19 protein-coding genes and 1 other RNA gene are annotated in these 19235 nt (G+C 74.1%); 10 read left to right on the forward strand and 10 right to left on the reverse strand.

Annotated features, from left to right (window positions below; translation table 11 throughout):
• Positions 1-9 precede the first annotated feature (9 nt).
• Positions 10-1167, forward strand: coding sequence for a nucleotide disphospho-sugar-binding domain-containing protein (locus K2224_RS27300; RefSeq protein ID WP_221909230.1), 1158 nt, complete (start codon positions 10-12; stop codon positions 1165-1167).
• A gap of 352 nt (positions 1168-1519) precedes the next feature.
• On the opposite strand, the gene K2224_RS27305 is transcribed toward K2224_RS27300, so the two are convergent.
• Complete coding sequence (locus K2224_RS27305) at positions 1520-1873, reverse strand: hypothetical protein (RefSeq protein WP_221909231.1); 354 nt, start codon at positions 1871-1873, stop codon at positions 1520-1522.
• 191 nt (positions 1874-2064) lie between these two features.
• Positions 2065-2465, reverse strand: an RNA gene (rnpB, locus tag K2224_RS27310) — RNase P RNA component class A.
• A 77-nt stretch (positions 2466-2542) separates the two neighbouring features.
• Here rnpB and K2224_RS27315 point away from each other — a divergent pair.
• Entirely contained in the window at positions 2543-3343 is an 801-nt protein-coding gene (locus tag K2224_RS27315) for a MerR family transcriptional regulator (protein ID WP_221909232.1), read from the forward strand.
• Between the two features lie 23 nt (positions 3344-3366).
• Positions 3367-4083 (forward strand): hypothetical protein, encoded by a 717-nt coding sequence (locus K2224_RS27320; RefSeq protein WP_260693373.1) that lies wholly within the window; start codon positions 3367-3369, stop codon positions 4081-4083.
• Here K2224_RS27320 and K2224_RS27325 read toward each other — a convergent pair.
• Positions 4070-5629, reverse strand: coding sequence for an RNB domain-containing ribonuclease (locus K2224_RS27325; protein ID WP_221909233.1), 1560 nt, complete (start codon positions 5627-5629; stop codon positions 4070-4072). The two genes, K2224_RS27320 and K2224_RS27325, sit on opposite strands and share 14 nt — an antisense overlap.
• A gap of 137 nt (positions 5630-5766) precedes the next feature.
• Here K2224_RS27325 and yaaA point away from each other — a divergent pair, with 137 nt between their 5' ends.
• Both yaaA and eda read left to right on the forward strand, forming a co-directional pair.
• Positions 5767-6636 (forward strand): peroxide stress protein YaaA, encoded by an 870-nt coding sequence (yaaA, locus tag K2224_RS27330; RefSeq protein ID WP_221909234.1) that lies wholly within the window; start codon positions 5767-5769, stop codon positions 6634-6636.
• Between the two features lie 123 nt (positions 6637-6759).
• Positions 6760-7449, forward strand: coding sequence for a bifunctional 4-hydroxy-2-oxoglutarate aldolase/2-dehydro-3-deoxy-phosphogluconate aldolase (gene eda, locus K2224_RS27335; protein ID WP_221909235.1), 690 nt, complete (start codon positions 6760-6762; stop codon positions 7447-7449).
• A gap of 29 nt (positions 7450-7478) precedes the next feature.
• Here eda and K2224_RS27340 read toward each other — a convergent pair whose 3' ends face one another.
• The 4 genes from K2224_RS27340 to K2224_RS27355 all read right to left on the reverse strand — a co-directional run bounded on the left by K2224_RS27340 (position 7479) and on the right by K2224_RS27355 (position 11505).
• Positions 7479-8678, reverse strand: coding sequence for a bifunctional RNase H/acid phosphatase (locus K2224_RS27340; RefSeq protein ID WP_221909236.1), 1200 nt, complete (start codon positions 8676-8678; stop codon positions 7479-7481).
• Between the two features lie 3 nt (positions 8679-8681).
• Complete coding sequence (locus K2224_RS27345; RefSeq protein ID WP_221909956.1) at positions 8682-9425, reverse strand: zinc ribbon domain-containing protein; 744 nt, start codon at positions 9423-9425, stop codon at positions 8682-8684.
• Positions 9422-10309, reverse strand: coding sequence for a Nif3-like dinuclear metal center hexameric protein (locus tag K2224_RS27350; RefSeq protein ID WP_221909237.1), 888 nt, complete (start codon positions 10307-10309; stop codon positions 9422-9424). Before K2224_RS27350 ends, K2224_RS27345 begins: the two co-directional genes overlap by 4 nt.
• Before the next feature lie 167 nt (positions 10310-10476).
• Positions 10477-11505, reverse strand: a complete 1029-nt coding sequence (locus tag K2224_RS27355) for an ABC transporter substrate-binding protein (protein ID WP_221909238.1) — start codon at positions 11503-11505, stop codon at positions 10477-10479.
• A gap of 233 nt (positions 11506-11738) precedes the next feature.
• On the opposite strand from K2224_RS27355, the gene K2224_RS41745 reads away from it, so the two are divergent.
• Together K2224_RS41745 and K2224_RS27365 are read left to right on the forward strand one after the other, a co-directional pair.
• On the forward strand, positions 11739-13340 hold the full coding sequence (locus K2224_RS41745) for a hypothetical protein (protein WP_221909239.1): 1602 nt from the start codon (positions 11739-11741) through the stop codon (positions 13338-13340).
• A gap of 8 nt (positions 13341-13348) precedes the next feature.
• Positions 13349-13516, forward strand: coding sequence for a hypothetical protein (locus tag K2224_RS27365; RefSeq protein WP_221909240.1), 168 nt, complete (start codon positions 13349-13351; stop codon positions 13514-13516).
• Between the two features lie 87 nt (positions 13517-13603).
• Here the strand turns inward: K2224_RS27365 and K2224_RS27370 are convergent, their stop codons facing one another.
• From K2224_RS27370 to K2224_RS27380, 3 genes are all read right to left on the reverse strand, one after another.
• Positions 13604-14584, reverse strand: coding sequence for a 3-oxoacyl-ACP reductase (locus tag K2224_RS27370; RefSeq protein WP_221909241.1), 981 nt, complete (start codon positions 14582-14584; stop codon positions 13604-13606).
• Between the two features lie 19 nt (positions 14585-14603).
• Positions 14604-15680 carry a Zn-dependent alcohol dehydrogenase gene (locus tag K2224_RS27375; RefSeq protein ID WP_221909242.1) on the reverse strand — a complete coding sequence of 359 codons (1077 nt, stop codon included), beginning with the start codon at positions 15678-15680 and terminating at the stop codon, positions 14604-14606.
• An 89-nt stretch (positions 15681-15769) separates the two neighbouring features.
• A complete protein-coding gene (locus K2224_RS27380) occupies positions 15770-16681 on the reverse strand; it encodes a MaoC/PaaZ C-terminal domain-containing protein (protein WP_221909243.1) in 912 nt (303 codons plus the stop codon).
• 380 nt (positions 16682-17061) lie between these two features.
• Here K2224_RS27380 and K2224_RS27385 point away from each other — a divergent pair, with 380 nt between their 5' ends.
• From K2224_RS27385 to K2224_RS27395, 3 genes are all read left to right on the forward strand, one after another.
• Complete coding sequence (locus K2224_RS27385; RefSeq protein ID WP_221909983.1) at positions 17062-17220, forward strand: hypothetical protein; 159 nt, start codon at positions 17062-17064, stop codon at positions 17218-17220.
• Between the two features lie 137 nt (positions 17221-17357).
• Positions 17358-18611 (forward strand): sensor histidine kinase, encoded by a 1254-nt coding sequence (locus K2224_RS27390; protein WP_221909244.1) that lies wholly within the window; start codon positions 17358-17360, stop codon positions 18609-18611.
• On the forward strand, positions 18608-19213 hold the full coding sequence (locus K2224_RS27395) for a response regulator transcription factor (protein WP_221909245.1): 606 nt from the start codon (positions 18608-18610) through the stop codon (positions 19211-19213). The genes K2224_RS27390 and K2224_RS27395 overlap by 4 nt, the downstream gene beginning before the upstream one ends.
• Positions 19214-19235 lie beyond the last annotated feature (22 nt).

Genomic DNA, 19235 nt, shown 5'->3' on the forward strand with positions numbered 1-19235 from the left:
GGAAGCCGCATGCGCATACTCTTCAGCACCCTGCCGTCCCGTGGGCACTTCTACCCCCTGGTGCCACTGGCATGGGCCCTGCAGGCCGACGGGCACGAGGTGGCTGTCGCGACCACCGCCAGCTTTTCGGCCGCGGTGACCGCGTCCGGGCTCTGCGCACTCGAGACGGTCGCCGACATCGACATGCGCCGCATGATCGGCGAGGATCGTCAGGGTCGGCCGGTGCCCGACCCTAACGATATCGAGGGCAAACTGCACCGCAGCGGCCGCGGATTCGCCAGAGCCAATGTCGCGACGCTCCCTGCCGTACGGGAGCTGACGCACGACTTCTCACCCGACGTAGTGATGAGCGAACCTACCGACTTCGCGGGACGGCTCGCGGCGTTCGCCGCCGGCCTCCCTCATATCGTGCACGAGTGGGGACTTCCCGTACCCGGGCGCATGATGGACGGACTGACGGCCGAACTCGAGCCCGAACTCGCAGACTTGGATCTCACCGCACCGCCCGACCCGCGCCTGCACATCGACGTGTGCCCGCCCTCCCTCTCCGGAGCGCGTACAGACAGCCAGCGCTACCTGAACATGCGGTACACGCCGTTCAACGGCGGCGGACGGTTGCCCACGTGGGTGCGGACGCGGGCGGCACGACCGAGGGTGTGTGTCACCTTCGGCACCATGATCGGTGTCTACCCAGGAGCCGCCGAGTCCATCGCAGAGCTGGCTTCGACTCTTCTCTCCGCAGGGAACGACGTGGTGCTCGCGGTCGGCGACGAGCTCGCCCCCCACATCCGCACGCTGTGTCCCGATGTACGGCACATCGGCTGGCTCCCGCTGCACGGTGTCCTGCCCGCGTGCGACGTGCTGGTCCACCACGGCGGGTCTGGCAGTTCCCTCACGGCGATGTGCGCGGGCGTACCGCAGGTCGTCACCCCTTACGCGACCGATCAGTTCAGCAACGCGGCACACGTGGCCCGAGCGGGCGTGGGCATCCGCCTCGACCAGGGCGGCACGGGCCCGGAAGACGTGGCCGCCGCCTGCGCCCGCATCGTCGGGGAACCCCGCTTCGCCGAGCAGGCCGGCCTCTTGCGGGAGGACATCACGGGTCAGCCCTCCCCAGCCACACTAGCCGCCCGACTTCCCTCGCTCCTTGGGGAGTCGGCCGTGTGACGGCTGCCAGAGCCCCGGTCCGTCCTGCCTCTGCTGCCGAGGCGGACCGGTTGCGGGGCATCGCTGACGCGTGGTGGGCCGGGTTCCGGAGCGAGCCGGGTGGTGCGGGCGGTGAAGCTGATGGGGGGCGTGTACGCCGCGAGCGACATCTTCCCGAGCTGTATCAGGAGTTCCGAGTTGCGCGGCAGTAAGCGCCGCCTCCCTGGCGGGCGAGGACGGCGGAGCGGTGCTCGGCGATGCCCAGCCTTTCGCCGAGGTCATCAGCCTGTTTGCCTCCGAGGTGCTGGTGACGCCGAGTCCCTGTTGCTGGGGGTTCCCGGCGCCACCAGGACTGGTGGTGTGTCAGTTGGTGTCACCAGGCGATGATCATCAGGCCGCCTCCACCGTTGCTGCCGGAGGTGCCGTCCATGCCGGCGTTGGCGTTCCAGCCGCTGGACCAGCCCTCCGCGCCTCCTCCGCCGTTTCCGCACGCTCCGCCCTTTCCTCCGGTACCGCCGGTGGCGATGCCGGCCGGGACGGTGAGGACGGTGCCGTCGGGGAGTGTTAGTGCGCCGGGGCCCGGCCGGGTTCCGCCGTCGCCGGGCCTGCCGTAGTTGTTGTGGAAGCGGCCCGTGTGTCCGCCGCGACCGGGGATGTGGTCGGGCGAGCCGGTGCCGGACTGGCCAGCCCTGCCCTCACCGCCCTGGCCGCCGTTGGCGCAGCGCACGCCTGTGCACCAGCCCTGAAAACGCCCGAAATGCCTTGCGTCCGGCCCGCATGGCCGGACGCGGACGACAAAACTCGGCGTACACGTCCACGATGTCGGCCACCTGCACGCCCCGAAATCGCCCCGGATTCGACCCCGACAGGTTGTTCAAGCCGAGAAGATACCCTCTGACCTGCGGGAATAAGGTGGGGCGGACGAGTCGGCCTATACGCCGGGTTTTGTCTCCGGGCGACCTTGCGGTCGGCCGGGAGGCGGCCATCCATCTAGGGCTGTCGTTGCCGGCAGCCTCGTGCGGTCTACCCGCGGACTCGGGCGGGCAGCCCTCGATCGTCCGCGCAGGGCCATCAGCCGATGGCCCCTCTTGACCTTGCTCCGGGTGGGGTTTACCTAGCTGCCCAGGTCGCCCTGGGCACTGGTGGTCTCTTACACCACCGTTTCACCCTTACCGAGGACCGAGGTCCCCGGCGGTTTGCTTTCTGTGGCACTGTCCCGCGGGTCACCCCGGGTGGGCGTTACCCACCACCCTGCCCTGTGGAGCCCGGACGTTCCTCGGGGGGATCGATGATCCCCACGCGACCGCCCGGCCGGCTCGTCCGCCGTGCCGACCATGCTACCTGGCGGATTCCGGCGGCTTGACCTTGCCGTTGCGGCAACGTTTCTACTGGCCGCATGCGTATCGGGGAACTCGCCGGGATGGCCGGCGTCAGCACGCGGACCATTCGGCACTACCACCATCTCGGGCTGCTCCCGGAGCCGGAGCGGCGGGCGAACGGCTACCGGGAGTACGGGCTGCGTGACGCGGTGGCGCTGGCGCGGGTGCGGCGACTGACGGAGCTCGGGCTCGGGCTGGAGGAGGTCCGGGACGTGCTGGCGGACGACGCCGGTCGGGAGCTGCGGGAGGTGCTGGCGGAGCTGGACGCGGACCTGGCGCGGCAGGAGGAGGCGCTGCGGGCCCGGCGGGCGCGGCTGGCGGAGCTGCTGCGGCGTACCGAGGAGCCGGGCGGGCTGCCGGAGGAGGGGCCGGTGTCGGAGCAACTGGCGGAACTCTTCGCGGAGATGGCGCGGACGTCGGCGGCGCTGCCCGGGCCGGAGCCGGCGATGGCGGTGCGGGAGCGGGAGATCCTGGCGCTGCTGGAGGCGTCGGGCGACGGCCGGGCGCGGGGAGCGATGGCGGCGGCGCTGCGGGAGATGTTCACGGAGCCGGGCTCGATGGAGCGGGCGTATGCGGCGTACGGGCTGCTGGACGCGCTGGCGGGGGCGGCGGTGGACGATCCGCGGGTGGCCGAGGCCGCGCGGGCGATGGTGGAGTGCGTGCCCGAGGAGGTGGTGGCGGCGATCGCGGCCGGGGCCGTGGAGGGCTCGGGGCGCGGGGCCGAGGTCTGGGCGGAGCTGCTGGTGATGGAGCTGGCGCCGGCGCAGGCGGAGGCGATGCGGATGGCCATGCGGATGATCGCGGAGGGGGAGCGATGAGGGGACGGGGAGCGCGGAAAGGGATGAGCGGGCGCGGGGTCGGGGTGCGGGTACGGTCGCTGCTTCGGCATGAAGGGCGGTGGCTGGCGAGTCTGGTGTGGTGGGTGGCGCGGCGGCGGGTCGGGGTGCCCGCGGGGGCGCGGGCGCTGCCGTACGCGGGGGCGCAGGCGGCGCTGCTGTACGGCCTGACGTTCGTGTTCGCGGTGGAGACGGTCGGGGTGAGCGTGCTGCTGCGGGACACCCCGGGGCTGCACGCGGTGATGCTGGTGGTCGACGTCTACACCGTGCTGATGGTGCTGGGGAGCCAGGCCGCGGCGGTGACCCGGCCGCATGTGGTGGGGGCGGACGGGGTGGTGCTGCGGGACGGTGCCCGGATGACGGTGCGGATTCCGTTGGAGCGGATCGCGTCGGTGCGGTACGACCTGCGGTTCGGGCGGAGCGCGCGGGCGGCCGGAGCGGGGGACGACGGGGCGGAGGACGACGGGATGCTGGAGCTGGCCGTCGGCGGGCAGACGTCGGTGACGTTGGAGCTGGCCGAACCGGTCGTCGCGGTGCGGCTGCTGGGGCGACGGGAGACGGTGCGGACGGTGCGGTTCCATGCCGATGACGCGCGGGGCGCGGTACGCGCCGTACGGGAGGCCATGGATGCGGTGGATGCGGTGGATGCGGTAACAGCTGGGGTGGGCGACGGGGAGTCGGTCACGCCGGGCACGCCGGGCACACCGGTCACGCCGGGGTGAAGAGGACCGGTTCGTGGCCGGGGTCGGCGGTGGTGAGGCGGACCCTGAGGTAGCCGCCGAGGGGTAGTGGGGGGCCGGTGGGGACGGTGCGGACCGGGGCGATGACGGCCGGTTCACGGAGGTGGACGGTGCCCCGGTTGGGGTCGTCGTGGTTGCGGTCGACGACCACGGCCTCGAAGGTCTCGCCGACGCGGTCGCGCAGCAGGGCCGCCTCGACGAGGTCGACGCAGGCCCGCTCGATCCGGTTGGCGCGCTGGGTGCCGGTCTCCATGTCGCGCGGGAGGGCGGGGAGGGCGGCGCGGACCCAGGCGGGCGGGGCGTGGCCGGCCGCGGCGGCCAGGCACAGCTCGGAGGTGTAGCGGTCGACGAGCCGGCGCAGCGGCGCGGTGGCATGTGCGTAGGGCGCGGCGACCGCGGCGTGCACGACGGTGCCGGCCGGTGGGGCGGTGCCGTCGAAGACCGTGTAGCCGGCGCCGCGGAGCAGGGCGGTGCACTCCTGGAGGAACGCGGCGTGGGCGGCGCGGTGCGGGTCGAGGGTGCGGATCAGCGCCGCGTACGAGGTGTGGTGGGGCCAGTCGACACCGAGTGCCTGGGCGGTGCGGCGGAGCCGGGCGACCGAGCCGGTCGGGGAGGGGGGTCCCCCCTGCGCACGGGGGTCCCGCCGCTCGGACGAAGTTGAGAGTGGAGGGGAAGTCGAGAGCTTGGGGGAAGGCAGGGTGCGCAGGATGCCGGTACCGGCGGCGAGCATCAGCTCGGCCGCGGCCATGCCGGTGAGCAGGGAGAGCTGGGCGTTCCAGGCGGCGGCCGGGAGCGGGGCGCGGTAGGCGAGGGTGTAGCGGCCGTCGCGTTCGAGGATCTCCTGCTCGGGGACGGTGAGGGAGACCGCGCCGCGGGCGGCCTCCTGTTCCGCGCGGAGCCGCCCGATCTCGCGGAGCAGGCCGAGCGGCTCCTCGGCGGTGCCGTCGTCGAGGACGTGCTGGACGCCCGGGTAGTCCAGGCGGGCGCGGGAGCGGACCAGGGCGCGGCGGACGGAGGTGCCGGTCAGCGCGCCGTCGGCGTCCAGCTCGAACTGCCACAGGACGGCCGGGCGGTCCTGGTCGGGCAGCAGGCCGGCGGCGCCCTCGCTGAGGACGGTGGGGTACAGCGGGATCCGCTCGTCGGGGAAGTAAAGGGTGGCCACCCGGTGGTGGGCCTCGGCGTCCAGGGCGCCGCCGGGGGTGACGAAGGAGGCGATGTCGGCGACGGCGTAGTGGACGCGGTAGCCGCCCTCTCGGCGGCGGGCGAGGAACATCGCCCGGTCCAGATCGCGGGCGCCGGGCGGGTCGAGGGTGAAGAGGGGAAGGTCGGTGGCGTCGTACAGGGTGTGCTCGGTGGCCACCTCGCCGTCGCCGGCCGGGATGCGCGGGGCGCGGGCGGCGCTGTCCGCCTCGGCCTGGGCGGTGGGCGGGAAGTGGTCGGGGACGTCCAGCCGCACGCGCAGCTCGTGGAGGGCGGCCCGGAGGGGCGCCTCCGCTGCGTCGGTCACATGCATATGGCGACGGGGCATGGAACCGAGCGTATGGCCGCCGGGCGCTCCCGGCGCGGCGTGCGGGCACCGGGCGGGCGCCGCGCCGGGATGGCCGGGCTTCTAAGCTTTTCGGCGGGGCCGCACCCCTGCTCGTACCGCCGTGAAGGAGAAACACCGTGCTCGTGCTGTTGCCGCCGTCCGAGGGGAAGGCCGATCCGATCGAGGCGGCGCGAGGGGGCGCCTCCCGGAGTGCGCTGGATCTGGGGACGCTGTCGTTGCCGGGGCTGACCGCGGCGCGGGCGGAGGTGCTGGCGGAGCTGGTCGAGCTGTGCTCGGCCGACGCGGTCAAGGCCCGGGAGGTGCTGGGCCTGAGCGAGGGCCTGAAGGGCGAGGTGGCCAAGAACGCGGGGCTGCGCACCGCGGGCACCCGGCCGGCCGGGGAGATCTACACCGGGGTGCTCTACGACGCCCTCGGGCTGGCGTCGCTGGACGCGGCGGCGCACGAGCGGGCCGCCCGGTCGCTGCTGGTGTTCTCGGGGCTGTGGGGCGCCGTGCGGATCGACGACCGGATTCCTTCGTACCGCTGCTCGATGGGGGTGAAGCTGCCGGGGCTGGGCGCGCTGGGGGCGTACTGGCGGGGCCCGATGGCGGAGGTGCTGCCGGAGGCGGCCGCATCAGGAGGGGCGGCGCGAAGCGCCTCCGGCAGGGGCGGTGGTCGGGCGACGGGTGGGCTGGTGCTGGATCTGCGGTCGGCGGCGTATGCGACGGCGTGGAAGCCCAAGGGTGAGCTTGCGGAGCGGACCGCGACGGTGCGGGTGCTCCAGTCGAAGATCGTGAACGGGGTCGAGAAGCGGTCGGTGGTCAGCCACTTCAACAAGGCGACCAAGGGACGGCTGGTCCGGGACCTACTGGTGGCCGGGGCCGAACCGGCGGACCCGGCGGAGCTGGTGGAGACGCTGCGCGGACTGGGCTACGCGGTCGAGGCGCAGGCCCCGGCGAAGGCCGGCAAGCCGTGGGCACTGGATGTGATCGTCACGGAGCTGTGAGGGGCGGCTGTTCCCCCTGCCCCGCTTCCTGCTCCGTTCCCGCTCCGTTTCCCGCTGACCCGCATCCATCCCTGTTGCAGCATGTGCAACGAACATTGCGGACGGTGATTCGACCGGCGCAGTATGGGCGGCGTGCCTGACGCCGCCTGCTCCGCCGTGCCCTTCCCCGCCGTACTCGGGCTCGCCCCGGTCCTCCCGGTCGTGGTCCTGCGGGACGCGGCGGACGCCGTGCCGCTCGCCCGGGCGCTGGTCGCCGGCGGACTGCCGGCGATCGAGGTGACCCTGCGCACGCCCGCCGCGCTGGACGCGATCCGGGCCGTCGCCGAGGAGGTCCCGGACGCGGTGGTCGGCGCCGGGACCGTACTGGACCCGGCGCAGGCCACGGCGGCCGGGGCGGCCGGAGCACGGTTCCTGGTGAGCCCGGGCTGCTCGCCCCGGCTGCTGGGCGCGCTGCGGGACTCCGGGCTGCCGTTCCTTCCGGGCGTCTCGACGGCCTCGGAGGTGGTGACCCTGCTGGACGAGGGGATCACCGCCATGAAGTTCTTCCCGGCGGAGGCGGCGGGCGGCACCGCCTACCTCAGGTCGCTGGCCGCCCCGCTCCCGCAGGCCCGCTTCTGCCCGACCGGCGGCATCGGCCCGGCCACGGCCCCCTCGTACCTGGCCCTGCCCAACGTCGGCTGCGTGGGCGGCACCTGGATGCTCCCCGGGGACGCGCTGGCCGCCAGGGACTGGCCGCGCATCGAGCATCTGGCACGGGAGGCGGCAGCGCTGGGCCGCGGCCGAGACCCGGGGAGGGCCGCAAAAAGACGGTAGGGGCGGGCCACAGGGCCCCGCCCCCTCCGCTACCGCAAATGTGAAGTGTCGTTCAGCAACCGCACGGACGCGTTCCCGTCCGCGTAGTACGCCACCGCGGAGAGCGACGCCGCGGACAGCTCCATGCGGAACAGGGACTCCGGCGGAGCGCCCAGGGCCAGCCGGACCAGCGTCTTGACCGGGGTGACGTGGGTGACCAGGAGGACCGTCCGGCCCGCGTACCGGGCGATCAGCTTGTCGCGGGTGACCGCGACCCGGCGGGCGACCGCCGCGAAGGACTCGCCGCCCCCGGTGGGCTCCGCCTTGGCGGAGCGGAGCCAGGCGTCCAGATCGTCCGGGTACCGCTCGCGGACCTCGGCGAAGGTCAGCCCCTCCCAGGCGCCGAAGTCGGTCTCGCGGAGCCCGTCCTCGACGCGGACGTCCAGGCCGAGCCGGGCGGCGATCGTCCCGGCGGTCTCCTGGCAGCGGCGCAGCGGCGAGCTCACCACGGCCTGGACGGTGCCGCGGGCGGCGAGCGCGGCGGCGGTCGCCTCGGCCTGGCGACGGCCGGCGGCCGAGAGCTCGGGGTCGGTGCCGCCGCTGCCGGAGAAGCGCTTCTCCGGTGTCAGCGCGGTCTCGCCGTGCCGCAGCAGGACGAACGTCGCGGGGACGCCGAGGTCGGGCGCGCCCCAGCCGACCGGCGGCGCGGCCGTGCTCGGGCCGCTCTCCGCCTCGTCGGCGGCCGCGTCCGCCGCGCGGGCCGCGGCGCTGCGGGCGGGTTCCGCGTCGGCCGGGCCGGCGAGCGCCGCCCGGGAGTCGCGCGGCTCCCACTGCTTGCCGCGCTTGCCCGCGTCCATCGCCTCGTTGGCGAGCCGGTCGGCGTGCTTGTTACGGGAGCGCGGGATCCACTCGTAGGTGACCCGGCCGGACGGGAAGATCTCCGCGGCCGCGGCGGCCAGCGGCTTCATGTCCGGGTGCTTGATCTTCCAGCGGCCGGACATCTGCTCGACGACGAGCTTGGAGTCCATCCGGACGTGGACGGCGGCCTCCGGGTCCAGGGCGTGCGCGGCGCGCAGCCCGGCCAGCAGGCCCTTGTACTCGGCGACGTTGTTGGTCGCCGTCCCGATGAACTCGGCGGCCTCGGCCAGCGCCTCGCCGCTCGCCGGGTCGAGGACCACCGCGCCGTAGCCGGCCGGCCCCGGGTTGCCCCGGGACCCGCCGTCCGCCTCGACGATCAGCTCACGCGCCACGGCCTACAGCCCCGAGTCGGGCGTGCGGACCAGGATGCGGCTGCAGTTCTCGCACCGGACGACGGCGTCGGCGGCGGCCCGGCGCACGTCGTTGAGCTCGGTGATGTCCAGCTCCAGCCGGCAGCCCTCACAGCGGCGCTGGTAGAGGCGGGCGGCGCCGACGCCGCCCTGCTTGGCGCGGATGCGGTCGTAGAGCGCGATCAGCGCCTCGGGGATGTCGGCGACGGTGAGCTCGCGCTCCTTGTCGACCGTGGCGACCTCGGCGTCGATCTCGGCGTGGGCGGCGTCCCGGCGGGCGGTGGCGTCGTCGACCTTGGCCTGGATGGCCTCGACCCGCTCGGTCAGCTCGCGGACCCGCTCCTGGGCGGCCTCGCGGCGCTCCATGACCTCCAGGACGACGTCCTCCAGGTCGCCCTGGCGCTTGGCCAGCGAGGCCAGTTCGCGCTGGAGGCTCTCCAGGTCCTTGGGGGAGGTCACGGCGCCGGAGTCGAGGCGCTTCTGGTCGCGGGCGGCGCGCTGGCGGACCTGGTCGACGTCCTGCTCCGCCTTGGTCTGCTCGCGGCTGGTGTCGCTCTCCTCGGTCTGCGCGGCGACGAGCAGATCGCGCTGCTGGGTGAGGTCGGCCTCCAAGGTCTGCAGCTCGGCCAGCTCGGGGAGGTTCTTGCGCCGGTGCGCGAGCTGGGTGAGCCGGACGTCGAGGTTCTGGACGTCCAGAAGGCGGATCTGGTCGGCGGGCGCGGCGTTCAGCGGGGGGCTCCTGTGGTGTGCGAGTTGTCAGCGGGGCTGGTGGGCGGGGCGGACGCCGCGTGGGCCGTCCAGGGGTCGGTGACCGTGCGGGAGACGTGCGTGCGCAGTCCCCAGCCGTGCCGGTCGGAGACCGCGTCGAGCTGGGCCGCGGCCTGCTCGCACCACGGCCATTCGGTGGCCCAGTGGGCCGCGTCCAGCAGTGCCAACGGGCTGTTCCGCCCGGTGGTCTGCATGGCCTCGGAGGCCGGGTGGTGGCGCAGGTCGGCGGTGAGGAACGCGTCCACGCCGGCCGCCCGTACGTCGTCGAAGAGGCTGTCGCCGGAGCCGCCGGAGACCGCCAGGGTGCGGATCTCGCGGTCCGGGTCGCCGGCCGCCCGGATGCCCTGCGCGGTGGCGGGCAGGCGGGCGGCGGCGTACGCGGTCAGCTCGGCCAGCGTCATCGGGTGCGGGAGTTCGCAGATCCGGCCCAGGCCGCGGCGGCCGGCCGGATCGCTCGGGTCCGGCACCAGGGGGCGCAGGATCCGCAGGTCCAGCGCGCCGGCCAGGGCGTCGGAGACGCCCGGGTCGGCGGTGTCGGCGTTGGTGTGCGCGACGTGCAGGGCGATGTCGTGCTTGATGAGCGTGTGCACGACCTTTCCCTTGAAGGTGCCGGCGGCGACCGTCGTCGTCCCGCGCAGGTAGAGCGGGTGATGGGTGACGAGCAGGTCGGCGCCGAGCCGCACGGCCTCGTCGGCGATCTCCTGGACCGGGTCGACCGCGAACAGCACCCGGCCGACCTCGGCGTCGGGGTCGCCGCAGACAGTGCCGACGGCGTCCCATCCTTCGGCCCGCTCGGGGGGCCAGAGGACGTCGAGCGCGGCGAGGACTTCAGACAGTGCGGGCACGGGGGGAAGGTTACCTCTCCCCCGCGCCCGCGCGCCGGGCCGCGGTGCGCGCGGGGGCCGCGGGCCGGTGCGCGCCGGGGGTTTCCGGCCACCGGCCGCCGGCCGCGGCGCTCGCCACCCGGCCGCCGCCGTCGGCCACTTGGCGAGCGAGCCGGTTCGCGGGACGGCTACTTCACGAGGAAGGACCGTAGCTCGGCGAGGACGCTGTCGGCCGCGGTGACGCCGAGGCCGAGGTACCAGGTCTCGTCCTGCACGTTCCTGGCGTGGCCGTCCTTGACCGCCTTGAGGTTCTTCCACAGCGGGTTCTGCTCGGCGGTGTCGCGCTTGGTGGACCTGGGGTCGCCGTAGACGCCGGTGAAGATCCAGTCGGCGTCGGCCTGGTTGATGTTCTCCGGGCTGACCTCGGTGGCGAGGTCGTCCACCTGCTGGTTCTTCGGCCGCGGCAGGCCGACGTCCTTGAGGATGGTGCCGATGAAGGAGCGCTGGGCGTAGAGGCGGGTGAACTGCGGCATGTAGCGCAGCATCGTCACGGTCGGCTTCCGGGGGCCGAGGTCCTCGCCGAGCTTCCTCGCCTTGGCCTGGTAGTCGGCCAGTTCGTGCTCGGCCGCCGCGGTCTTGTCGAGGGCTGCGGCGTTGAGCAGGTAGTTCTGCTTCCAGGTGAAGCCGGGGCGGATCGAGAAGACGGTCGGAGCGATCTTGCTGAGCTGCTGGTACTGCTTCTCGGCGCGCAGCTTGCTGCCCAGGATGAGGTCGGGCTTGAGGGCGTGGATGGCCTCCAGGTTGAGGCCGTTGACGGTGCCGACGCTCTTGGGGTGGCCGGCGTTCTTCGCCAGGTAGTCCGGGACGGCGGCGTCGCCCTCGGTGGGCGCGTAGCCGACCGGCTTGACGCCGAGCGAGACGACGTTGTCCAGCTCGCCGACGTCGAGGACGACCACGCGCTTGGGCGCGGCCGGGATCGTGGTGGTCCCCATGGCGTGCCTGACGCTGCGCGGGAACTGGCCCGGCTCGGCGTCGGTGCCCATCTTCGCGGTCTCGTCGGCGGCCCTGCCGAAGTCCTTGCCGCCCTGGGCCACGGACTTCGAGCCGGCCCCGCGGTCGCTGCCGCCGTCCGCGCCGGACGCACCGCACCCGGCGAGCGCGACGGCGCCGGCGGCGGCGATGGCTATGGCGGCGGCGCCGCGGCGGCGAAGGGGCATCACGTCACTCCAGGTCGAAACGCGGGTGCCGCCGGGCAGGCAGGGGCCGCCCGGCCACCCGACGGCAACTTAGGTCCGCCTAACTTTAAACATCCTTGAAACTCGCAGCACAGCCGCCCCTGCCCACACCGGCGAATCGGACAACGGCCACCCTTATGCGTGAAGACCGGCAACTCTCGTTGATCGGCCGGAAGTGCGAAAACTAACGTCCCTCCACTGGAGGTGGCACCCCCATGACGATCTGTGCCAGTGAGGACGCCGCGGCGCTCGACAGCCCGCACCGTGCGGCGCTGACCCTCGCCGCCGACGGCTCGTACGCCGCCCGGCTCGCCCGTCACGACGACGCCGCCGGGAGTTGGTACCCGGAGCGCTGGACGATCGGCGGCCCGGAGCCGTACGCGGTCCCGCTGCCGGGCAGTCAGCCGGAGGAGCCGGACAGTGCGCTGCTGCCGCTCGCGGACGGCCGGGTGCTGATCGTCCGCCGGGTCGCCGACCGCTTCACCGTCTCGCTGCTCTCCCCCACCGGGCCCGGCACCCAGGAGGTGCTGGTCGGCGCGGTGGCGGCGCGGGAGCTGACCCTGCTGCCGCCCGCCCCGGGCGGAAAGCTGGGCTATGCGCTGGCGCCCGGCGCCGGGACCACCGCGCTGTGGCGGGTGCACGGCGGGACGGCGGGGCCGGAGCGGATCGCCGTGGTGCCGGGCCGCTGCACCGGCGGGGTCTGGCTGGACCACGACGGGCGGCTGCTGGCGGTGGACCGCGAGTCGGACGGCCGCACCAAGACCGTGGTGGTGGACCTGGCGCGCGGCGGGGAGATCAGCCCGCTGCTGCAGATCACCGAGGAGAGCGACGACCGGCTGCTGCTGGCCGATCCCGACAGCGGGCTGCTGCTGGTGCGCTCGGACGCCCCCGGCCACGACCGGCTGGGCTGGGGCGTACTGGACAGCAGTCTGCCGGTGCGCTTCCCGGAGTGTCTGCGGGCGCCCGACATGGCGGTGACGCCGTTCGCGATCCAGCCGGGGCGGGCGCTGCTGCCGGAGAGCTGCGCGGTGGCGTTCCGGCTGGACGGTCCGGACGGTACCCGGCTGGGCGCCTGGCGGCCCTCGGAGCGGCGGTTGCGGCAGTTCCCGGCCCCGGACGGCTGGCTGGCCGGCAGCGGCCGGTGGACGACGGACGGCGCACTGCTGCTGCCGTACACGACGGAAGCGGTGCCGTGCGGGGTGGCGCGGATGGCCGTACCACTGGGGCCGGTGGCGGGGCCGGAGGTCCCGGCGTCGGGGCGGACGGGCGCGGCGGCCCGCGAGGAGGGCCCGGAGGACGACCTTCCGCAGGGCGGCGCCAGGGAGGCGGAGCATCCGGAGGCGGAGCATCCGGAGGCGGAGCATCCGGAGGCGGAGCATCCGGAGGCGGAGCATCCGGAGGCGGAGCATCCGGAGGCGGAGCATCCGGAGGCGGCGGAGCCTCCGGAGCAGGCAGCGCTTCCGGGGGCGGCGGAGGTGGTGGTTCCGTCCGGGTGGGCACCCGTGGGTGGCGGGGGGATTGTCCTGGAAGCGGGCGATAGCGACGTCGACTCCACAGCATCTCCACAACCGAACGCCCGTGGCCAGGAACCGCTCATGCGTTCCCCGCATCCCCGGATGTGCAGGCCAGTTCCGCTGCAACAGGCGCCTCTCGCGGCCCGGGAGTCCCAGTGGAGTGCCGTTTCCCGCCCCGTTACTATTCCGGCGGGGGCTGTGCAGCCGGTTGACCCGGCCACCGACGGCACCGCACGGGGCGTGTTCCGGCGGGAGCCGGGGGAGGTCCCGACGCGTACAGCTGTAAGCGATCTGACGGAGTGACTCTTTTCATGTCCGAAGCCCAAACCGACACGACCCAGGCGCGCCCGCAGGAGGCAGCCGCCCAGGCCGCCGAGGCCGTAGGCTCCGGCAGGCACCGCGGCCCGGCCGCCTCGGAGGAGGCGCAGAGCGCCGCCCAGGGGAGGCACCGCCGCGACCACCGGGTCCAGGTCCACTGAGCCGACCGGCACGCCGCAGGCCGTGGCCGCCGCACCGCGAACGCGGGCGGCGCCCACGGCCGTTGTGCGGGCCCCCGGCCCCAGGCGTCAGTCGCGCTTGAGGCCCAGCACCTCGGCGGCCGCGAAGGTCTCGTGCGCCGGCCGCCCGGCGAAGTACGGGGTGAGCAGGCCGTCCAACTCCTCGTAGCCGAAGACCTCCTTCGCGGTGTCGAACTTCGCGGCGATCCGCGGGCGTTCGGCGATCGCGACCATGCCGCCGTGGACGACCATCAGCTGGCCGTTGACCCCGGAGGCGGCCGGCGAGGCGAGATAGCCGACCAGTGGCGCGACGTGCTCGGGCGCCAGGGGGTCGAGCCGGCCGTCCTCGGGGACGGCGAAGCCGGCGAAGACGTCCTCGGTCATCCGGGTGCGGGCGCGCGGGCAGATGGCGTTTGCGGTCACGCCGTACTTGGCCAGCGCCAGCGCCGTGGACGTGGTCAGGCCGACGATGCCGCCCTTGGCCGCGGCGTAGTTGGGCTGGCCCGCCGAGCCGGCCAGGAACGCCTCGGAGGAGGTGTTGACGATCCGCCCGAAGACCGGGCCGCCGGCCTCCTTCGAGCGGGCGCGCCAGTGGGCCGCGGCGAAGTGCGTGGTGTTGAAGTGACCCTTGAGGTGGACGCGGATCACCGAGTCCCACTCGTCCTCGGTCATCGAGAAGACCATCCGGTCCCGCAGGATGCCCGCGTTGTTGACCAGGATGTCCAGCCGGCCGTAGGTGTCGATCGCCAACTGCACCATCTCGCCGGCCTGTTGGTGGTCGGCGACATCGCCGCTGTGGGCGACGGCCTGGCCGCCGGCGGTGCGGATCGCCTCGGCGACCTCCTCGGCGGGGGCGGCCGAGGAGGCACCGGAACCTCCCCCAAGCTCTCGACCTCGCTCGGGCAGGGGGGACCCCCATCGGCCGGGCCGGCCGAGGTCGTTGACGACGACCCGGGCGCCGAGGCGGGCCAGTTCCAGGGCCTCGGCCCGGCCCAGCCCTCGTCCGGCACCGGTGACGAGCGCGGTCAGGCCCTCCAGTGGCTGTGCCATGCGTGTCCTCTCCTGTGCCTCAGATCTCGATGCAGGTGCGCAGCGCGGTGCCCGAACGCATCTGGTCCAGGGCGTCGTTGACGCCGTCCAGCCGGACCCGGTGGGTGATCAGCCCTTCGAGGTCGATCCGGCCGGCCCGCCACAGGGCGATGGCCCGCTCGTAGGAGCGCAGCACGTCCGCGCCCCCGTACAGCGACGGCAGGATCCGCTTCTCGTCGAAGAACAGCTCGAACATGTTGACCTGGAAGGTGTCGTCCATCGCGCCCGCGCCGACCACGCAGAGGGTGCCGCCGCGCCGGGTCGTCTCGTAGGCGGTGCGGGCGGTGGCGGACCTGCCGACGACCTCGAAGACGTAGTCGAAGCCCTCGCCGCCGGTGATCCGGGCCTTGGCGTCGGCGAGTTCCTCGGGGGCGACGGCCTCGGTGGCGCCGAACCGGAGGGCGGCCTCGCGGCGGGTCGCCACCGGGTCGACGGCGATGATCTGGGCGGCGCCGCAGGCCCGGGCGCCCTGGATGACGGAGATGCCCACGCCGCCGCAGCCGATCACCGCCACCGACGACGCGGCCGCCACCTCGGCGGTGTTGAGGGCCGCGCCGAGCCCGGTGGTCACCCCGCAGCCGATCAGGGCGGCGATCTCGTAGGGGACGTCGTCCGGGATCGGGACGGCGCAGTTGGCGGCGACCACCACCTCCTCGGCGAAGGTGCCGGTGCCAGCGAAGCCGAACACGTCACCGCCGGGGCGCTTGAAGTTGGGGGTGCCGGCGTTCATGAACCCGGCCAGGCAGAGGTGGGTCTGCCCGCGTTTGCAGGACGGACAGTCACCGCAGGCCGGCAGCCAGCACATCAGGACCCGGTCGCCGGGCCGCAGTCCGGTGACGCCGTCGCCGACGTCGAGGATCTCCCCGGCGCCCTCGTGCCCGGGGACGAACGGCGTGGGCTGCGGCAGCACCCCGTTCATCGCCGAGAGGTCGGAGTGGCACAGTCCGGTGGCCCGGATGCGGATCCTGACCCGGCCGGGACCGAACCCCACCGCCTCGACGTCGTCGAGCACCTCCAGCTTGTCCCGTCCCGTCTCCTGCTGTACGGCTGCGCGCATGCGACACGGCTCCTCTCGTACGTAGGGGGCGTTGCGCCCCTGGGCCCGGCCGGCCGTCGGGGCTCTCGCGGCCCGGCGGCCGCGCGTCCTCAGGCGCCGGGCGGGACCGTCGTGCCGTACTCGACCACCGCGTCCGCCAGGACCGGTGCGTCGTCCCGCTCGGCGGCGGTGACCGCGACCCGGATGCGGCCGCCGGCCTCCCCGACCGGCTCGCGCCACAGGCGGATCCGCAGCGTCTCCCCCGGGAACACCACGCCCGCGAACCGCGCGCCGTACGACCGCACCCGGGAGACGTCCCCGCCCAGCGCGGTGTCCACCACCGCCTTGAGCGTCACCCCGTACGAGCACAGGCCGTGCAGGATCGGCCGGTCGAAGCCGGCGAGCTCGGCGAACTCCGGGTCGGCGTGCAGCGGGTTCCAGTCGCCGGAGAGGCGGTAGAGCAGCGCCTGGTCCGCGCGGACCAGGCGCTCGGTGGTCAGGTCGGGCGCCCGGTCGGGAAGTTCGCCGCCGACCGAGGGGCCCCGCTCGCCGCCGAAGCCGCCCTCGCCGCGGACGAAGATCTGGGTGTCGCAGGTCCACAACGGCCCGTCGTCGTCGGCGACTTCGGAGCGCAGCACGATGACGGCGGCCTTGCCCTTGTCGTAGACGGCCGGGACGGTGGAGGTCTGGATGGCGCGGCCGTGGACGGGCAGCGGGCGGTGCACGGTGACGGTCTGCCCGCCGTGCAGCACGGCCGCCAGGTCGACCTCGATGCCGGGGGCGGAGAGTCCGCCGGCCAGGGCCATGCCGCCGCCCGCGACGGTGGCGAAGCTGGGGAGCACGTGCAGTGCGCTCTCCAGGGTGTAGCAGAGCTCGTCCGGGTCGGTGGCGGCGTGCGGTTTCTCCGGGGTGGCCGCGCCGGCGCCGATGCCGAGGTGGTAGAGCTGGACGTCCTTGTGGTCCCAGGCGAGTTCGGTGGTCCGCGGCGGGGCGGCGGTGGCCTTGGCGGCGTCGATGGGCATGGAGGTGCTGCTCCTTCACCACGGTGTGAGACCCCGGCCCGGCCGTCCGCACCGTCGGCCGCGCCGGGGTCGTATCGGGTCGGCGGGCCCGCGCTCCTCGGCACTTCTAGAACGCGTTCTAGCCGATGGCAGTCATGTATAGCCGATGCGGGCGGGAGCCGGAAGACCCCTGACGGTATGTCAGATGCGTGCGGGCGTGCGTTCCGGACGGCCGGACCCGCCCTTCGGCGCACCGGCCGGTGACATTTGTCAGGGCCGTTCACCCACATTCGCCTCTGCCGCCCGGCGGCAACGCTCCGTAGCGTCTTCGGCAGCGGATGACGACGTTCACCGCGCAGCGCACGGCGCGAAGGGCGCGCCGACGGCATGGGGAGGCGGAAGTGGCACGGACGGCGAGCGGGGTGCGGGGGCCCGGCGCGGCACCGGGGCCGACCACGGTGGCGGTGCTGGCCGCCTGGCTGGCACTCTTCGGCGGTTACGCGGTGTACGCCTACCGCCGGGCGGCACGCACGCTGCGACCGGCGACGGAGCGCATGTAGAACACGGAAGAACACGGAAGAACGCGAAAGCGCGCGAATCACGCAGAACGGGCACGGAAGGCCCGGCGGACCCCGGCGGACCGCGGCAGCACGGACACCGCACAGGGCGGCGAGCACAACATGAGGCGAGGAACGACATGGCAGGGATGAGATGGCGGCGGGAGCCGGGCGACGCGCCCGGCGGCGACCGGAAGCAGTGCCGCGGCGCGGGGGCGCGGCACTTCGAGCAGGAGCCCAAGGGCCCCGGCCGGTACGCCTTCCTGCCCTGGCTGCTGATGGGGCTGGGCGCGTTCTCCAACATCATCCACGGCAGGACCGGCAACCCCTGGCTGGCCGGCGCCGGCCTCCTCGCCTTCAACTCCCTCTACGTGACCGTGGTCTTCGCGGCGTTCAGCCCCCGGCTGCGCGGCACCCGCTACCCGGTCTACGCCCTGGCCGCGCTGGCCGCCGTCACCTACGCCGTCGCGCTCGGCTTCGGCGGCGAGTGGTTCATGTTCTTCCCGCTGCTGTCGCTGGCCTCCGGCACCGTCCGCTCGCTGCGCGGCAGGCCGCTCGCCCTCTGGCTGATCGCGGTCAGCGGGTCGGCCGGGTTCCTCTCCGGCTGGTACGACCAGAGCCCCTGGGGCTCGTTCGGCATCGGCTACGGCACGTTCCTGTCCGGGATGGTGACGGCCTCGGTGCTGAGCCTCTTCGACACCATCCAGGAACTGCGGGCCACCCGACAGGAGTTGGCCCGCAACGCCGTGGAGAAGGAACGGCTGCGGTTCTCCCGGGACCTGCACGACCTGCTGGGCCACACCCTGTCCGTGGTGGTGGTGAAGGCCGAGGCGGTGCGCCGGCTGGCGCCCCGCAACCTCGACGCGGCGCTGGCGCAGGCCGCCGACATCGAGGCGGTGGGCCGGCAGGCGCTGACCGAGATCCGCGAGGCGGTCACCGGCTACCGCGAGGGCAGCCTGGCGACCGAGCTGGACCGGGCCCGTTCGGCGCTGGACGGCGCCGGTATCGAGCCGGTGGTGCGGCAGTCCGGGCCGCCGCTGCCACCGCAGGCCGCCGCGCTGCTGGGCTGGGTGGTCCGCGAGGGCGTCACCAACGCCGTCCGGCACAGCGGCGCCACCCGCTGCGAGATCGAGGTGCACACGGACGACGACCGGGTGCGGTTGACGATCACGGACGACGGCCGCGGTCCCGTAAGCTCCGGAGCGTCCGACGCACCGTCCGGCACCGCCCCCGGTCCGGTGGGCGGCACGGGCCTGAAGGGGCTGGCCGAGCGGCTGGCCGCGGCCGGCGGCACGCTGCGCAGCGGCCCCGACGGCCGGCGCGGCTTCCGTGTCACGGCCGAACTTCCGGTGGGCGCGGGCGATCTGGCGGATGCGGAGGAGTTGTCCAGGTGATCAGGATCCTGCTGGCCGAGGACCAGCGGATGATGCGCGGCGCACTGGCGCTGCTGCTCGACCTAGAGGACGACATGGAGGTGGTGGCGCAGGTGCCGGCGGGCGACCGGATCGTCGAGGCCGCGCTGGAGACCCGACCGGACGTCGCGCTCCTGGACATCGAACTGCCCGGGCGCAGCGGCCTGGACGCCGCCGCCGACCTGCGCGACCAACTGCCGTCGTGCAAGGTGCTGATCGTCACGACGTTCGGGCGGCCCGGCTATCTGCGCCGCGCGATGGAGGCCGGGGCGTCCGGCTTCCTGGTGAAGGACGGTCCGGTGGAGGACCTGGCGGCGGCGATCCGCCGGGTGCTGGCCGGTGAGCGGGTGATCGACCCCGGTCTGGCCGCCGCGGCCCTGAGCGCCGGGCCCAATCCGCTGACCCAGCGCGAGCGCGACGTCCTCACCGCCGCCGTGGACGGCGCGACGGTCGCCGACATCGCCGGCAGGCTGAGCCTGTCGCAGGCCACGGTCCGCAACTACCTCTCGGCCGCCATCGGCAAGACCGGCACCCGCAACCGCATGGAGGCGGTGCGGGCGGCCCGCCTCAACGGCTGGCTGTAGGGCGGGGCCGGGAGCGCGGGGC

It is taken from the genome of Streptomyces sp. BHT-5-2 (genome assembly GCF_019774615.1).
Taxonomy (GTDB): domain Bacteria; phylum Actinomycetota; class Actinomycetes; order Streptomycetales; family Streptomycetaceae; genus Streptomyces.

Excerpts from the sequence above, each read along its gene's own strand:
- K2224_RS27300 (WP_221909230.1), top strand. The coding sequence starts at position 10 with ATGCGCATACTCTTCAGCACCCTGCCGTCCCGTGGGCACTTCTACCCC.
- K2224_RS27315 (WP_221909232.1), top strand. The coding sequence starts at position 2,543 with ATGCGTATCGGGGAACTCGCCGGGATGGCCGGCGTCAGCACGCGGACC.
- K2224_RS27320 (WP_260693373.1), top strand. The coding sequence starts at position 3,367 with ATGAGCGGGCGCGGGGTCGGGGTGCGGGTACGGTCGCTGCTTCGGCAT.
- K2224_RS27325 (WP_221909233.1), bottom strand. The coding sequence starts at position 5,629 with ATGCCCCGTCGCCATATGCATGTGACCGACGCAGCGGAGGCGCCCCTC.
- eda (WP_221909235.1), top strand. The coding sequence starts at position 6,760 with ATGGGCGGCGTGCCTGACGCCGCCTGCTCCGCCGTGCCCTTCCCCGCC.
- K2224_RS27355 (WP_221909238.1), bottom strand. The coding sequence starts at position 11,505 with ATGCCCCTTCGCCGCCGCGGCGCCGCCGCCATAGCCATCGCCGCCGCC.
- K2224_RS41745 (WP_221909239.1), top strand. The coding sequence starts at position 11,739 with ATGACGATCTGTGCCAGTGAGGACGCCGCGGCGCTCGACAGCCCGCAC.
- K2224_RS27365 (WP_221909240.1), top strand. The coding sequence starts at position 13,349 with ATGTCCGAAGCCCAAACCGACACGACCCAGGCGCGCCCGCAGGAGGCA.
- K2224_RS27370 (WP_221909241.1), bottom strand. The coding sequence starts at position 14,584 with ATGGCACAGCCACTGGAGGGCCTGACCGCGCTCGTCACCGGTGCCGGA.
- K2224_RS27375 (WP_221909242.1), bottom strand. The coding sequence starts at position 15,680 with ATGCGCGCAGCCGTACAGCAGGAGACGGGACGGGACAAGCTGGAGGTG.
- K2224_RS27380 (WP_221909243.1), bottom strand. The coding sequence starts at position 16,681 with ATGCCCATCGACGCCGCCAAGGCCACCGCCGCCCCGCCGCGGACCACC.
- K2224_RS27390 (WP_221909244.1), top strand. The coding sequence starts at position 17,358 with ATGGCAGGGATGAGATGGCGGCGGGAGCCGGGCGACGCGCCCGGCGGC.